The 13,955-nt window shown below is 45.6% G+C and carries 16 protein-coding genes; all 16 read right to left on the bottom strand.

Annotated features, from left to right (window positions below):
* Positions 1-9: 9 nt before the first annotated feature.
* The 16 genes from GCWU000321_RS06450 to GCWU000321_RS06375 all read right to left on the bottom strand — a co-directional run bounded on the left by GCWU000321_RS06450 (position 10) and on the right by GCWU000321_RS06375 (position 13,939).
* Positions 10-210 carry a hypothetical protein gene (locus GCWU000321_RS06450; RefSeq protein ID WP_040381433.1) on the bottom strand — a complete coding sequence of 67 codons (201 nt, stop codon included), beginning with the start codon at positions 208-210 and terminating at the stop codon, positions 10-12.
* A gap of 28 nt (positions 211-238) precedes the next feature.
* Positions 239-514 (bottom strand): hypothetical protein, encoded by a 276-nt coding sequence (locus tag GCWU000321_RS06445; protein ID WP_007070340.1) that lies wholly within the window; start codon positions 512-514, stop codon positions 239-241.
* A 274-nt stretch (positions 515-788) separates the two neighbouring features.
* On the bottom strand, positions 789-1,271 hold the full coding sequence (locus GCWU000321_RS06440; protein ID WP_169303247.1) for a coiled-coil domain-containing protein: 483 nt from the start codon (positions 1,269-1,271) through the stop codon (positions 789-791).
* Between the two features lie 5 nt (positions 1,272-1,276).
* On the bottom strand, positions 1,277-1,801 hold the full coding sequence (locus GCWU000321_RS06435; protein WP_007070337.1) for a peptidoglycan recognition protein family protein: 525 nt from the start codon (positions 1,799-1,801) through the stop codon (positions 1,277-1,279).
* 36 nt (positions 1,802-1,837) lie between these two features.
* A complete protein-coding gene (locus GCWU000321_RS06430; RefSeq protein ID WP_007070336.1) occupies positions 1,838-2,479 on the bottom strand; it encodes a phage holin family protein in 642 nt (213 codons plus the stop codon).
* A gap of 13 nt (positions 2,480-2,492) precedes the next feature.
* Positions 2,493-3,005, bottom strand: a complete 513-nt coding sequence (locus GCWU000321_RS06425; RefSeq protein WP_007070335.1) for a hypothetical protein — start codon at positions 3,003-3,005, stop codon at positions 2,493-2,495.
* Positions 3,005-3,730 carry a collagen-like domain-containing protein gene (locus tag GCWU000321_RS09595; RefSeq protein WP_007070334.1) on the bottom strand — a complete coding sequence of 242 codons (726 nt, stop codon included), beginning with the start codon at positions 3,728-3,730 and terminating at the stop codon, positions 3,005-3,007. The genes GCWU000321_RS06425 and GCWU000321_RS09595 overlap by 1 nt, the downstream gene beginning before the upstream one ends.
* On the bottom strand, positions 3,727-3,921 hold the full coding sequence (locus GCWU000321_RS06415; RefSeq protein ID WP_007070333.1) for a hypothetical protein: 195 nt from the start codon (positions 3,919-3,921) through the stop codon (positions 3,727-3,729). Before GCWU000321_RS06415 ends, GCWU000321_RS09595 begins: the two co-directional genes overlap by 4 nt.
* 14 nt (positions 3,922-3,935) lie before the next feature.
* Positions 3,936-4,664: a hypothetical protein gene (locus tag GCWU000321_RS06410; RefSeq protein WP_007070332.1), complete on the bottom strand. Its 729-nt coding sequence runs from the start codon at positions 4,662-4,664 to the stop codon at positions 3,936-3,938.
* A complete protein-coding gene (locus GCWU000321_RS06405) occupies positions 4,651-4,932 on the bottom strand; it encodes a hypothetical protein (RefSeq protein ID WP_007070331.1) in 282 nt (93 codons plus the stop codon). Before GCWU000321_RS06405 ends, GCWU000321_RS06410 begins: the two co-directional genes overlap by 14 nt.
* A complete protein-coding gene (locus GCWU000321_RS06400) occupies positions 4,932-8,210 on the bottom strand; it encodes a phage tail protein (protein ID WP_007070330.1) in 3,279 nt (1,092 codons plus the stop codon). The genes GCWU000321_RS06405 and GCWU000321_RS06400 overlap by 1 nt, the downstream gene beginning before the upstream one ends.
* The gene (locus tag GCWU000321_RS06395) at positions 8,207-8,659 is read right to left on the bottom strand and encodes an NlpC/P60 family protein (protein WP_007070329.1); all 453 of its coding nucleotides are present in this window, start codon (positions 8,657-8,659) and stop codon (positions 8,207-8,209) included. Before GCWU000321_RS06395 ends, GCWU000321_RS06400 begins: the two co-directional genes overlap by 4 nt.
* Positions 8,656-9,237: a baseplate hub domain-containing protein gene (locus GCWU000321_RS06390; RefSeq protein WP_007070328.1), complete on the bottom strand. Its 582-nt coding sequence runs from the start codon at positions 9,235-9,237 to the stop codon at positions 8,656-8,658. The genes GCWU000321_RS06395 and GCWU000321_RS06390 overlap by 4 nt, the downstream gene beginning before the upstream one ends.
* Positions 9,234-9,806: a DUF2460 domain-containing protein gene (locus tag GCWU000321_RS06385; RefSeq protein ID WP_007070327.1), complete on the bottom strand. Its 573-nt coding sequence runs from the start codon at positions 9,804-9,806 to the stop codon at positions 9,234-9,236. The genes GCWU000321_RS06390 and GCWU000321_RS06385 overlap by 4 nt, the downstream gene beginning before the upstream one ends.
* Positions 9,806-13,645: a hypothetical protein gene (locus tag GCWU000321_RS06380; protein WP_007070326.1), complete on the bottom strand. Its 3,840-nt coding sequence runs from the start codon at positions 13,643-13,645 to the stop codon at positions 9,806-9,808. The genes GCWU000321_RS06385 and GCWU000321_RS06380 overlap by 1 nt, the downstream gene beginning before the upstream one ends.
* Positions 13,646-13,939, bottom strand: a complete 294-nt coding sequence (locus tag GCWU000321_RS06375) for a hypothetical protein (protein ID WP_007070325.1) — start codon at positions 13,937-13,939, stop codon at positions 13,646-13,648.
* Positions 13,940-13,955 lie beyond the last annotated feature (16 nt).

Below are 13,955 nucleotides of genomic sequence, written 5' to 3'. Positions count from 1 at the left end.
TCTCCCCTCTTAATATAATTCATCTGTGGCCATTGCCCACAAATCTTCATTTTCTGTCTCTTCGTCGGCATTTACTATGCCGCAGCGGGTATATCTGTTCCCGCTTAGCTCATACATTTCATATCCGCGGTCTACTCTTTCAAATTTTATTGTCCGGTTTCCATCTGTTAAAATTCTTCCGCCTTCTTCAATTCCGATGTTTCTAATCATTTTGTTTTCCTCCTTGTTTTGCTTAAATTTATATTTTTTCTGCATCGCTTACGAAGACATCAACATCCGGAAGAATTACATTTCCGGCATCATCAATCTCATAATCTATATCAGTATTACTCCCGTCTGCATAAGATTGTGCGTAATCAATTAGGTAATAGATGTCGTCGACAATATAAGCTTCAAGAGCTTCATTGTATTTCAGTCCTCCTACTTCGAAAAAATCATCTTCAAAATTGACACCGCTATTGCTATCTACCATTCTGATTTCAATAAGTTCTTTCCCGTCGTAAAATTTAGCCATTTCATTTTCCTCCTGTGGGTTTAAATAATCTGTAGGACCTCTCGCCCTTTCTTGATTATATATTACAATATCATTTTTGATTAGTCAATACATTTTCAAGATGTTTTGTTATAATTATTTTTTATATAGTGCAACAGAAAAAGAGCAAGGATTTCTCCCTGCTCCTTTTCCTTTTTTAGATTATTTAAACCCACAGAGGTTTCCCTCTGACGTCTATATAATACCACTATAAATTAATTTATGCAATAAAAAAAGGGGGCAGTTTCCCACCCCGTCAATTACTTAATTTGTCTATCAACCAGCCCGTTGCCACAGCTCCTGCGATGTATGACCAGAGGTTTCTTTGCCGCTTAGCAAGCTTCAGGTCATGCGTCAGGTCATCGATTTTCTTCGTCAACTTGTCTAAAGATATCTGCAGCTTCATCAAGTTCTCTTCTGCTGTCTGCAATGATATCTCTGCACTCTGCAATTGTTTCTGCGTTTCTATCAATTCTTTTCTGCACTCTGTCAGCTGATTCTGCAGCTCGGTCAACTCTTGAGATGCTTCTGTCGAGTTGCTCTCCAGCTGATTTAATTTGCTTTCCAGCTGATCTAACCGCATCTGCTGATTGCTTGCTATACTCTTGAGCCCATCGTACTGCGTCCTTTGCATCGTTACCGTTTCCGTCACCTGAGGTGCCGCTGAATATGAGATATATGAGCACGGCGCAGATAGCAACGACAGCGCAAGCAATAGTGATAATCTTTTTCTTCTCATACATTTTACACCCCGTTCTCTAAATACCACTGCGCTTTTCCGCGGAGAATATCTCCGCCGGTCCCGATTTCGTCCTGATCACAGAGCTGCTCTAAATCCCAGCGACAGTCAGGCTCTCCGCTGTACAATCCATAGCCGTCGTCATTAGCGGCCTCGCCGTGCGTCATGAAATGTTCGCGATCAATCGGATTGTCAAAAACCTCGGCAATAACCGCAAACATCTTCGCCAGCGTTTCAATCTGTGCTTCCGTTGGCGGATATTCGCCCATGTCATTTGGGCGTGCATTGTAACAGCAGCATAGAGCGATGGCAATGCTACCTGTGTTCCTGTGCCAAGTTGCTTTCGGCACTTCATCAAGCGGTCTTGTGTAGATAATCTCTCCGTCGCCGTCAACGTTAAAATGATAATCGTTAAATGTCGTAAAATACCGTCCAGCCGTCCAGTGCCCATAAGTCGTTGCGGGCCACGGGAATTGATAAAAATAATCTCTTTTATCGATGAGTTCTTGTCTAAATTCGGCTATTGTCATAAATACCTCCTATCTAAAATAGCCGCTAAATAGCGGCTATTTCTTGAGTTTTGCAAAAATATTGTTATCAAGCAGTGTTATTAGCTTGTCTATATGATGATTGCCGGCGTCTCTCAAATTCTCACAAATCGACAATATCTCGTTGTAACAAATATATCCGAACATGAATTTGAGTACCGGCCACGACAACGGTATCTCTATTGCCGATAAAACCGTATCAATCTGCGAAGCAGTAAGAATGAGAATTGTGAAGAGAATAAATTTTGTCAGAAACCCCCACAGCATGATTTTCGATTTTAAGCGTTTTGCGCTGAACGCAAGAACAATGCCGTACAGTTTCTCTCGTGTCGTTAAGTAGTTCGGATCCATCCCTTTATCTACAAGATACTGATACCCGATCGCCAGCCAGCGTGTACTGATGTCAATGATAATCAGCCAGAAATACGCATTAAGCACTACGCCGTATGCACTGTTAATAAATGACAAGATGTACATCAGCACAACGCTTACGACTGTCTTTGATTCCCATTTGTCTAAGAGATTAATGCTTGTTCGGCAGAAGTATTCTGCAAAATCAATCAAATCTAAGACGAAAACGCATGTAACAAATCCACCCCACCAGATAGGAGGCTTGTTATATTTTTTTATTTTTCTTTTGAGATTTTGAAAAAATGTCATTTTCGGCCTCCTGCTATGTTGTTAAATCCGCTTCCGTTTCATGCTCGTTTATCTCACTCGACCATCTGATTGTAATACTATCAGTCATTAAAAGCTGTGTTCCATAAACTCTATCGCTTTCACTCTCTATAAACCACCCGTAATCCCACGGATGTATATGAGAAAACTCAATACTAAGAGTTGATCCGGGCGTTACTTTGACATATTTCACTTCGGGTTTCATTTCGGAGCCGGCTGTTATTTCAATGACTGTAACTCTTTCCGGTACAATAAATTCTGAATTTCCTTTAACTTCAATGCTGCCTGTAAGCGCTTCTGCTGCAATTTTCTTCTGCACATAATATTTTTTACCGTCAACGCCGCTAAATGTGTACATGTGCGTGTCAACAACATCTCCGACTTTTGCGTAATGCGGCACGCCGCCGATATCCAGTTTCAAGTAATTGCTTCCGACTAATGATTTATCCGTCGTCAATTCTGCGATTTCTTCTTCGCCATTCGGTCTGATGATTTTAAGCTTGTCCATTATTCTACTCCTATCTTTGCCCCATTCGGCAATTTAATCATATTTCCATCAAAAATTTCTGTCTTCTTTACGTATTGAGATAAATCTGCGGCGGGACCCGGCGGACCCTGTATCCCCGTATTTCCTTTTTCCCCTTTCTCGCCTTTCGGAATTGAAAAATTAAACACTGCTGCGTTGGCCGTTCCGGTATTTGTGATCTTAGCATTTGTGCCTGGTGCCACTGTTGTTACCGTTCCGATTTTGATTGTTGCAGCGACTCCGTCTTTTCCGTCTGTTCCTTTCGGTCCGGGGTCTCCTTTAGGCCCGGGATCTCCTTTGGGGCCTTGAATACCCTGTCCGCCGCCGGAAACCGGAATGACAAAATCAAATACAGCATTTGTACTATTGCCGGAATTTGTCACCGAAGCGGAGGTACCTGTCGTCACTTCTCCGACTTTTATCGTTGCCGCTGCCCCGTCTTGTCCGTTCTTCCCGTCGGCACCCTTAGGACCCGGGTCACCCTTTGGTCCGGGGTCGCCCTTAGGACCTGGGTCACCTTTCGGACCTGCTCCGCTACCGCCGCTGCCCCCGTTTTCATATAGATATTCCAGATCATTCGCAATATAGTCTAAAATGCCGTCATTCCCCTTCGTGCAAAACGGCGTGTTTTTGCCAAACGCCCCGGGCTGTATGATGTTGTCATTCTCATCTCTTATTTCCGGGTGCTGAAATGTCTGTGGTCTCATTCGGATACCTCGGCTTTTTTAATCTCCAGCGTGACCGTGTCTCCGTAGTTAAGCTCGTCGGTCTCTTCTGGAGAATTTGTCTGTATCGTCAGCATTTCTCCAGTCTCTGGGTTGTGAAAGCTGAATGTCGTTAAAACTCCGTCGTTCTGCGGATATGACACTTTACCGTTGACACTGTAATTTCTTTTCATTGTTCTGCTCCTTTTTAATAATTTGTTACATTTACGAATAAAATGCATGTAGCTCTTAAAACACCGCCCGGTATGTGTATATCGCCGCCAGGATTGACAATCGCACTATCCGCAAGCCATTGTGATTTAATTCTATTTGAATTGACCCAATTTAGCTTTAGCGAGCTATGAACTACTGCTTGTGGTGTGCTTCTTTGAAATTCGTGCATCGAAAACATAATTGCCGCCACCTTACCGCACGGAAAGGAAGTCTCCGGCATGACCGCGGCAAGCCCTGCTGAATCATTACTTGATATTTCGGATTTGATATGACTACCTACAACTCTCAAGTACGGCGTTTTACTATTAAATACTAATTTCTTCGTATCGGGGTCCCATATAAACAGTCCTGCTCCTAATGTATTCGGATCGGACTCTTGCGTGAAAATATATAAAGTAATCGATTCATGTACCTGTGTCTGTATCATCGACACCGATACGGGAGCGTGTACTCGCAACGTCATTTTCCCGCCGTTTGCTTCGGCGGTAACGTAGTATTGAGGGTTACTACAATAGATCGCCGGAATGTACTGCATATTAAAAGCAATTTCGTATTCGAACCATTTCCAATTACTACCGCCCTCGGCTATTTGTGACGGCGCGGGCAGTTTATCTACTCTTAATAACCTTAAGTTTTTATACTTATTGTTAATAATAAGGTGCCTGTCAGCATTGTAAATTTCTAAAAAATTAATAAGTGCCATAGTAGATCCTCTGCTTTCTGTTTCCGTCGAAGTCACCGCGGTATACCCATCTAATTTGATTGCCCGATGTCGTAATTTGCAGCGGTGTTGTATATTCCGTAGTTTCCGGAACGAAAAACACAAATAGCCGGTCGTTACCTCGAATATCGATAGTTTGGCTTCCTGTCGGTGTGTCGGCTGTAAAACTGCCGAGAATGCGGGTCAGTGAATCTGTGATATCAAGTATCAATCCTTTTTGCGGATGATAAATTTTTAATCCGATAGCCATCAGACGTTCACCCCTAACGCTATAACACGGAAATTGTTATTGTCGTATATTTCAATCAAATTATCTTTAATTTCCGTCCTTGCTCCGCTTGTCTTCGTTCTTAGTAATCCGATTGTCGCGCAAATTGCGGATAACGATGTAACTGCCAACTTATCCGCCGTTACGGCTTTTGCCGCAAGCATTCTTGATACAATAACGTTATTGTCAAAAACGGTCTGTCCGGTAACATGTAAATACTTTCCATTTATCGTCGTTGTCGTCGGTGACAAGTTGATCTGATTAATGACATCGCCTTTTTGCACCCTCAAATTGATGGCGTCTGTCATCTGTGCAATGGCGCTGTAATTTGCTTTTGCAAGCATAAGATTGCCGAGGTTTGAGACGATCGTTGTAACATCTTGTTTTGCGATTGCGCCGTCGTTGAGCTTTTGCTTAACTAACGCGTCTACTTTCGCAATGCTGACCGCCTCGTCTTCAAGCATATCCTTTGAGATAGATACTTTGACAACGACACGGCTTGCTTCGGATTTCTCGCCCTCTCCGAACAAGTCATAGTAAGCAATGGATACGTCATAGATACCCGCGCCGCAAGTGTGACTGTAGCTGTTGTTTTCGGTCTTGATGGTCTTCTGCCCGTCCGTGCCACTGATGTAGATGTTCATTCCTGCGCAGTCTTTCGGGATTGCTTCAGCTGTCAGCCCGAAACCGCCGATAGTACTCGTAAGCACGGGCGGATTCGGTTTTTTCGGTACCGGCTTGTTATACTGCAAAATAGCTGGGGCGGAGTATTTACCGATTGCGGACTTAGCATATAGATACAGTTTCCCGCTCCGTTCAGTCAGCGGCAGTATAGCGGACAAGTTATTCGTTCGTGCTAACAGTCTCGCCGTTTCAGCACCTGCGTTTTCATCTGTTCGGATCTCGTAAAACGCAACATCGGTATTCGTAACTTCTTTCCAGCTGGCAGTGCACGCTGTTCCAAAATCTACACCGAATCCGTCGGGCGTATTCGGTATTTCCGTTTTAAGCGCGACAAGTATCTTCATCTGTGGAGATGTGTCCGGACTTGTCGTTTCGCCCCATTCGTCTTTTGTACAGACTGCGATTAAGTAGGTATCTCCAACGATTGCCTGCGGTATAACGACCTGGTCTTTACCGCTGCCACCAAACGTCCATTCACCGTCGAATCCGAGTTCAGAGCCTTTCGTACCTTCTTTGATAACGATATCTTTTGCCTGTGCGTTGCTGGTCTTATACCAGATATCGCCTTGCATGTAACTCTGCAGTTCCGGCGGTGTCCAGCTGACAACGATATCATAGCGAGACACGCCGTCCGCGAGCTGTCTGTAACGGTTATATGCGGTTAAATTCGTAACCGGCGGGATGTAGTACGGAGCTAATGTATACTCATAAGCTTTAACTTCGGATAGATCCTGATTGCCCGCGCCGAAAATGTTATACGAGCAGAATTTCAGGTAAATCTTCTTGCCGATGTCGTCTTTCGTAAACGGTACTTTAAAAACAGAGTTGTCCAGCCGGACAAAGTCTGTATTTTTAGCGTGCGTTCGGACAGCCGTATTACACTGCCCGCGGATTAATCCTGATAATAACCACGCCCCGCTTGCTTGCAGCGTAGCGGTCGTGTAGCTCATACATTCCCCGTCTATCCAGCAGAGCGTATTCTTGCGTTCTGCGTCTTGCAGAGTACCGCTAATTAACTGATCATTACATGTTACTATTGCTTGATTGCCACTTGGATGGTTCGGCATCAGTGACAACGGCTGCATTAATTTACCGCACCGTGCGGATCCTGCAATTTGCCCGACCGTCCGGTAGTTCGTGTTATCGTCAGAGACGTATACAGTACAGCCGCCCCAACCGTCTTCTTTACCTTTGGCAGCTATCCACAACTCCAGTCCGTCTGCGGTGAGATCTGCTGGCGGCTGGAAAATAACTGGAACAGTATCCGGCGCGGTTTTGTTGTAGTCAATGTACGGCCTATCGTTAGCATGTACGTTGTATTTTGCCGCAGGATAATCTCCCGGCGCTCTTGATATTGCCGTTACGGTTAAGCACCCATCGGTACCTTCTGTGATGCCGTTGACCACTGCTACCTGCTCAAAAATACCCGAATTTTCATCCGTCAATCTTACCAAGTCACCGACTTCCAGCCGGCACAGGCTCCAGTCGAGTTTAAACGTATACTGCGTTCTTTCGTATTTGTTGTTTCTTGCTAATTGTTCGGCAATTTTAACTGCCCGTTCTTTTGTGTAGACATAACGGGCGTTCGTTACGCTGGCGGCTCTTACGCCGTAGTTCTTGATGTCCTCGGTAAATTCGTAGCTGACGGATTCTTTTTCATAGCCGTTTGCGCGGTTGATAAACTCTACAGGGAACTGATTATAGATCGCAGAGCTGTCTTTTCTTTTGTAAGTTACAAGAGCTCCGCCGGACTGCGGCAGGAAATCATCCGCTGTCAGGTCTGTAATGCCTGTTTTATCCGGCACCCAGTTTCCGACCGGTCTATCAGCCAGCGGTACGATCTTCAGCTTGTCATTTGACCAGAACACATAAGCATTGGTCAATTTTGCGATTTCATTAACAACTTCCCGGGCGGCTTTCGCGTCCTCATCAGGCGGTGAGGAAATTAAGAGGTCTGCTTCTTTGCAGTACTTCCGGTAGTTGTCCAGCCCGATAATCTGCATGTCCTTTTTACCGATTTTATCTAAGACATATCTGATATAGTCGGCGGGATTTACATCAATACCGTCGCCTGTCTCTAATAGCCTGCCCTTAACTTCAAAATTGTACGACGGCATAGATCCCGAATCACCCAGATCGATAACGCCCGCCATATACGCTAATCCGGGATACGGTAATGCTTTTTCCGGGTGTTTACCCTGCGTGTATGCCCAGGGCTGTTGATTTTCTTTCCCGTCGAACAGTGTTAGCTGAATGTCATCTGCCGGATAGTTATGTACATTTTTACCGATCCACACTTTACCGATTCCGAAAATAGGACCCTCGCAAAGTCCCAAAATGACCGCTACCGTGTAGGTATAAGTAATGCTGACTTGCTTAGATTTGCCGCCTTTCCCCGCTTTGTGCGTTTCGCGGTGCTCGTGGGCGGTGAAATCGTCATAATAGATCACATTTCCCGCGGTGCGCACAGTGCCGATAATTTCAGGTACGACAGCGCCGTATTCCGCGGTGTTGACCGTAAATTCACTTATCTTATTTGCCCGTGTTGTCGTTGTTCTTCCGCGAAAAAAGCTCATCGTCTCACCTTCTTTTTGTTAAATCGGTATATGCCGCGCAAGCGGCTCCTGCCTTTTGCGTCGAAAAACATCACGTCGGAAAGGTCTGTCATGACCACGCCGCGGTCGATGTAAGCGTGAATAACCCGTCCTTTGCCGACATAGATAGCGCCGTGGGAAATGCACCGTCCGAATTGATACAGCAGAAAATCCCCAGGCTGCATGGTCTCTACTTCGTCGCAATATTTCTGTACATAACTCAAAAACCATTCTTCGCTGTGATGCAAGTGCCATTCATTAGAGTACGGTTCAATCTGGACACTGTCTTTTTTCAGCAGTTCAGCGTCTTCTACGCAGCCGATTAGGAGCATGCCGCAGTCTACACCGCGACCTTTTATTTTAGCGCCGTTGATGTGCGGCGTCCCCAGCCATGCTGCAGCAGCTTTAGCTATTTTTTCGCCGTCTGTCATATGAGCACCTCTCTTCGCGGCACGAACGGAGCAATCAACGTCGCGGCGTCGGTTTCTTTGCTGTAAATAACACCGTCTTCATTCGTCGTGTAACTTCCCTGCGGATAGTACCTGCGGACAGGGAACTCCATATTGAGACCTTGTGTTTCAGCTTTGACGGACAATTCAATTTTTATGCCGCCTGCTGATTTGACTTCTACATTTCCACCGAACAGGTCGATTGCGCCTACGACAGATTGATCGCGGAAGAAGCAGCGGCGGAGATACAGCTTAGCTCTATCAAGCACCCCGCTGTGCGCCGCCTGCAAAAACGGCAGTCCTTCCAGTTTGTCGTTTTTATCCGCCTGGACGGTGACGGTCATCGTGTCAACTACCACACGATCATGAATCTTGACTTGCTGCCGCTTAATCAACAGCGCGTTATGTAAGTACGTATGCCCGTTAAACGATATGTCTATATCGGTATCGGCATAGTAATACTTATTTCCGTTATCTAAGACAAGATCGTATAGATCGCAAGAAGTAATCTTCTTTTCTGTCTCAAGATAAGTCTCAAGAGCTTTATCCACTGTTTTCATCGGACTACCTCCAACTTAAATGTTTTAGACTTGTTGATGTTAAGATACTGCCGCTCGATATCTATTCCGTCATCTGCAAACATAACTTTCCAGTAATACGTATAGTCCGCTGTAACTTTTGCCGTACTCACTGGTGCAGTTTTGAACTTCACCGTCCCGCCGGTAACTGTGTATGTACTGCTTGCTTGTTTCACGCCGTCAATATATACTGTTACTTTTTCGATGTATTCGACCGGCTCTACATAGTCGCCCATTTTCATGACGGCTTGATAAGTTCCGTTCGTGATCAGCGGCAGCTGTATTCCTTTTTCCTCGTAGTCTTCCGGATCAAGCCATAAAAAAGGGATATGTGCGCCTTTTAACAGCGCTACAAATCCCAACAGCTTTCTATATTGTTCATCGGTCAATATCTGGAATTTCGTTTCTATCGTCCAGTTCGGCAATAGCTGTGTCGTGAGTGTACGTACTTTACCGCTTCCCGATTTTTGTACTTTTGTATTCCAGTCCATTGATTTTATACTTTCCCAGGCTAATCCGTTAAGATCTTCCGGGAATTTCCTAAGTGTCATCAGAACACCCCGCTACTTCCTGCAAAATTCAAATCTTCTTCAAAAAATGCTTTCCGAATTTCGTCTACAGCACCGTTACGCAAGAAATCAGCAAACGATGCGGCATCAAGAGTATTAATGTCTAAATGTACTGATCTGTTTCCGCCTTTCGTGATCGTTGTTGACTCTATATTCCGGATGTCTGCAGTCTTTACCGCCCCGCCTTTTGCAAAACGCGGCATGCGCCCCGAATTAATTGCGCTAAGCAGCGGCAATCCCACTTTTCTGACAGCGTCAGCATTGAGAACGTACTCACCATTAGACAACCAAGCCGGAATACTATCTGATGTAGCCGTCCCCGGACCGCTAATAGGTCCGCCGGTCGCAAATCCGAACATGCCAAATCCGAACCCTGACTTTGCAGACATAAGCTGCAGTGCTACAGTAGCCGCACCGACTGCTGTAGTAAATGCTGCTAAAGCACCTGTAGCAGTAACGGTTGCCCCGACTTCTGTCGGCTTTGTGCCCGTATTAATGGCATTTTGGATGACGTTGTATGCACCCATGACCATTCCGCCTTTTTGTGTGCTGCCGGAGAAAAGTCCCAGTGCTACATTAGACGCGCTTAGGTTGTTTTTGAACGCGTCAAACATCGTATTCATACCATTGTCGTATGTTCCGCCGTTACTGTTATTATTTCCTCCACCGAGCAGGCTGCCGCCGAATAGAGATTCTGTCAACCGTCCCGCCCACTGTTGCGTAATCTGCTGTAATATTGTTTCTCCGATTCCTGTGATGAGATTATACAGCGAGTCTCCAAGTGTTTCTGATCCCGTCAAAATGTTTTGAAAAAATTCTTGGAATTTATCAGTTGAGCTCTCCGCAAGTTCTGCAATCTGCGACTGCATTGACTCATGCCCCGTCTTCCATATACTCAGATACGTTTCGAGGGCTTCTGTCTGCCCTTTCCAATTCATATAATCTTGTCCGTCGCGGCTGCTCGTTAATGCCCTAAGCAGATCTGAACGATGGTTATCTATTGCGTATTTTGCCTGTTTTTCAAACGACTCTCTATATGCATCTGTACGTTTCTTTACGGCTTCGGCGGTCTTAGCAGTATACCATTCTTCGACAGCTACCATCGCTTCCTTGTCTTCTTTGTTTTTAGAAACTTCTTTTATGCGTTCCGTTCTCTCTTTGTTGAGCGCATTAACTGTAGCCTCATACTCAGCATCGGCAAGTGCTTTAAAGTCTCCAGTGAGCTCTGCACCTATCTGCTTTGTTTCGGTCTTGATTTTGTTCCAGCTTTCTGTCCACGTGTCGGTCAGCTTCTGCTTCATAACCGTTCCGTATGTACTGAGCTGTTTTTGCAGTTGTTCTACCGCGTCTTTAGGAATACCGGCATTAGATAGCTTGTTAATCTCTTCCTGCTTCTGTCTGATGTCTTCCGCCAGCTTATTCATACCTGACATGTAGGCACCTTCGGTTTCGCTGTCTATAGCTTCCTGCATCGTCGAAAACAACCGGATCGCCTCTTCTTTAGCCTGATTTAACCGTCTTAGCGCCTCATTGGCTTTTTTACCGATTTCATCAGTCGTAAGTGTTACTGTTTTGCCTCCGGTGTATTCACCTATCGATCCGTAGCCAAGCGGATTACCGAACCATTGATTTGCTTCCGACATACTTCCGCGATGCACTCCGCCGGTCGAGTTTCTTGCTATGTACTCACCGTTTCCCGCATAGATTCCGACATGGTCTTTCCAATCTATCATGTCGCCTTCCTGCGGTACGTATCCCGTTCCCGCTGTGTGATAGGCCGTGCCGAACTGATTTACAAGCTGATTCCCGTTAATTGAGTTCAGCCCCTGTATACCTGCTTCCTGATACAACGCGGAAACAAAAGCGGCGCATTGCACACGGGCATCTTCAACAAGCGGCGACATCCATTGTTCCCCTTCAGGATGCCTCGATGCTATATTTACAACTTCTTGACCTATTGGCGCCTCTACTTGATACGTTTTTGCTTCCTTAATCGCTTTTGTATTATCTTTTGTTGCAGATGTTCCCGATTCAAAAGCGGCTTTTAACGCCTCAATTTGTGAATTTATAGCCCCTCTATCAATGTTGGTTCCGTCACCATATTTTTCGTGAAGTTTTTTAGAGTTCTCGTTAGCGGCAGCATACTTCCTATTCCATGCCGCTTTGGCTTCATCATTTTCTTCCTGGCTATAAACATTCATCCGTGTTCCATTTTCTTTGACACGGATCATTGTATTGTCTTTTTCGCTGTAGTAGTAATCTTTACCGTTTACGTTGACATACTGAGCATTTTCGGCTTCTCTTTTTTCTTCCTGATGGAATTCATACAGCTTATACGTTGCGGCTACAATAGCAGCAGCCACACCCAGCCATCCTCCAGCCAGTGCCCATACCGCATTTGCCGCCTGACGCAACGGACCGAGTGACCCTCTCGCTGCTGTGCTCATTCTGATACCGGTATCCACAGCGGCTTTTCCGGTCTGTTGTGTAGCAACGGTAACCGCGGTCTGTTCCGCCGCCAGCATATTGCTCGACGCACTGGCCGCCGTATTAGCCGCAACCATCTTCCCTGCTGCGGCTTTATGTGCCCCAGCTACTGTATTTGCCGCGCTCGCCTGCACTGCTGCCGACTGCCGGGCCTGCATATTGATTTCCTGATATGCCGCTGTCATGCGTGCTGCTTCTACTCTTGCGGTTTCAGCCGCTTTAGCTTCTCGCATGACACAGTATTTTGAATAACTTGCTTCTTTTTCAGCGTCTGTCATCTGCGCTGTATTAAGTGTCTTCAAATATGCTTTTTCTTCTGCTATTGCCGCTTTTTCAATATTTTTTATCCGGCGTGCAATGCTTTTTTCCTGCTGTACAGTTAGCGCATCTTCTGAAACGTCTCCGGTTCCAATCGACGCAAGCGACCCCATCGCTGCTCTTGCTTTTTGCAATGCCTGCAGTGTCTTATACGCCACCGTAAAAGCTACCAGTGTCTTAGTCAGCGACAGTAGATTTTCTTTGTTTTCCGCTATATATTTAGCAGTTGATGACAAACCCTCTAAAATCGGTGGCAATACTTCTTTCGCTACTGGCGCAAGTATAGCGCCACCTGCGATAGCGAGCTGTCCGAGCTGTGCCTGCACTACATCAAGCTCTACGCTTATTTCATGCATCTGCTTTGCGTCAAGCCCTAATCCTTTTATCTTTGCCGCATTTTCCGATGCTTCATTGTAATTTTGCAGTGTTTTAACAAGCGTCAGGCCGCGAGCGCCCAGTGTATTCATGATAAATTCCTGAGCATATCCCGCTTGTGACGCTTTTTGATAACCTGCCGCCAATTGTGCGAGCTGATCGTTAAGAGGCAACAGTTTACCATTCTGGTCTGTCAGAGTAACACCTACGGCACTTAAGACGGCTCTTGTCTTTTCGGCCGCCTCTCCACTGCCTTTGATTGTTGAGTCGAGACGCATAAATGCTTTCCCTGCAAGTTCGCTGTCACCGCCGGTTAGCTTGAGTATTCTTGAGAATTTAGCAGCTTCAGCGTTAGTTATTTGCAGCCTTTGTGCGAGTTCGTATGTTCTGTTTCCCGCCTCAACGGCTCCTTTTATCAGGTTCGTCAGTCCGAATCCCGATGCGGCCAGTGCCGCCATTCCGCCGAACTTACCAATTAGCGTTTCAAGACTTCCCGTGGTTCCTTCCAGTGCAGACTGCATGTCTCTTACTGGATTAACTTTAAACGCTGTCTTGACAGTCCCCGGTACTTTATTTAATTCTTTTTGCAGTCCTGACGAATCCGCGCCAATCTTAAGCTGTAAATCAGAAATAGTAGACATTTATGCACCTCCCTCCAAATTGAATACTTTTTTCAAATATTCCATTTCCTTTTTTGCATTTTTCACTTTATCTTCTTCCGTAATCCACAACGGGTCCGCAATTTCATGCGGTTCTATCGGCTTTTTCAGCTGCGGGGACATTAGCCATGAAATGAAGTACGCCACGCGGTAATCCTGCAAGCGTCGACGTTCGTCACTCGCTTCAAGATATCTATAGAATTCAAGCGGCGTTAACCGCGGAAATTCAGACGGTTTGAAACCGATGCGGTATGCTATCGGTTCTGCATACCGCATCCAGTCTTCAATTGTC

The sequence above is a fragment of the Dialister invisus DSM 15470 genome (assembly GCF_000160055.1).
Lineage (GTDB): Bacteria > Bacillota > Negativicutes > Veillonellales > Dialisteraceae > Dialister > Dialister invisus.
Note: the sequence above shows the minus strand (reverse complement) of the source record. Positions and strands in the feature narration are given on the sequence as shown.

Coding starts and splice junctions, on each gene's coding strand:
- GCWU000321_RS06450 (WP_040381433.1), bottom strand. CDS start 210: ATGATTAGAAACATCGGAATTGAAGAAGGCGGAAGAATTTTAACAGAT.
- GCWU000321_RS06445 (WP_007070340.1), bottom strand. CDS start 514: ATGGCTAAATTTTACGACGGGAAAGAACTTATTGAAATCAGAATGGTA.
- GCWU000321_RS06440 (WP_169303247.1), bottom strand. CDS start 1,271: ATGAGAAGAAAAAGATTATCACTATTGCTTGCGCTGTCGTTGCTATCT.
- GCWU000321_RS06435 (WP_007070337.1), bottom strand. CDS start 1,801: ATGACAATAGCCGAATTTAGACAAGAACTCATCGATAAAAGAGATTAT.
- GCWU000321_RS06430 (WP_007070336.1), bottom strand. CDS start 2,479: ATGACATTTTTTCAAAATCTCAAAAGAAAAATAAAAAAATATAACAAG.
- GCWU000321_RS06425 (WP_007070335.1), bottom strand. CDS start 3,005: ATGGACAAGCTTAAAATCATCAGACCGAATGGCGAAGAAGAAATCGCA.
- GCWU000321_RS09595 (WP_007070334.1), bottom strand. CDS start 3,730: ATGAGACCACAGACATTTCAGCACCCGGAAATAAGAGATGAGAATGAC.
- GCWU000321_RS06415 (WP_007070333.1), bottom strand. CDS start 3,921: ATGAAAAGAAATTACAGTGTCAACGGTAAAGTGTCATATCCGCAGAAC.
- GCWU000321_RS06410 (WP_007070332.1), bottom strand. CDS start 4,664: ATGGCACTTATTAATTTTTTAGAAATTTACAATGCTGACAGGCACCTT.
- GCWU000321_RS06405 (WP_007070331.1), bottom strand. CDS start 4,932: ATGGCTATCGGATTAAAAATTTATCATCCGCAAAAAGGATTGATACTT.
- GCWU000321_RS06400 (WP_007070330.1), bottom strand. CDS start 8,210: ATGAGCTTTTTTCGCGGAAGAACAACGACAACACGGGCAAATAAGATA.
- GCWU000321_RS06395 (WP_007070329.1), bottom strand. CDS start 8,659: ATGACAGACGGCGAAAAAATAGCTAAAGCTGCTGCAGCATGGCTGGGG.
- GCWU000321_RS06390 (WP_007070328.1), bottom strand. CDS start 9,237: ATGAAAACAGTGGATAAAGCTCTTGAGACTTATCTTGAGACAGAAAAG.
- GCWU000321_RS06385 (WP_007070327.1), bottom strand. CDS start 9,806: ATGACACTTAGGAAATTCCCGGAAGATCTTAACGGATTAGCCTGGGAA.
- GCWU000321_RS06380 (WP_007070326.1), bottom strand. CDS start 13,645: ATGTCTACTATTTCTGATTTACAGCTTAAGATTGGCGCGGATTCGTCA.
- GCWU000321_RS06375 (WP_007070325.1), bottom strand. CDS start 13,939: ATGCGGTATGCAGAACCGATAGCATACCGCATCGGTTTCAAACCGTCT.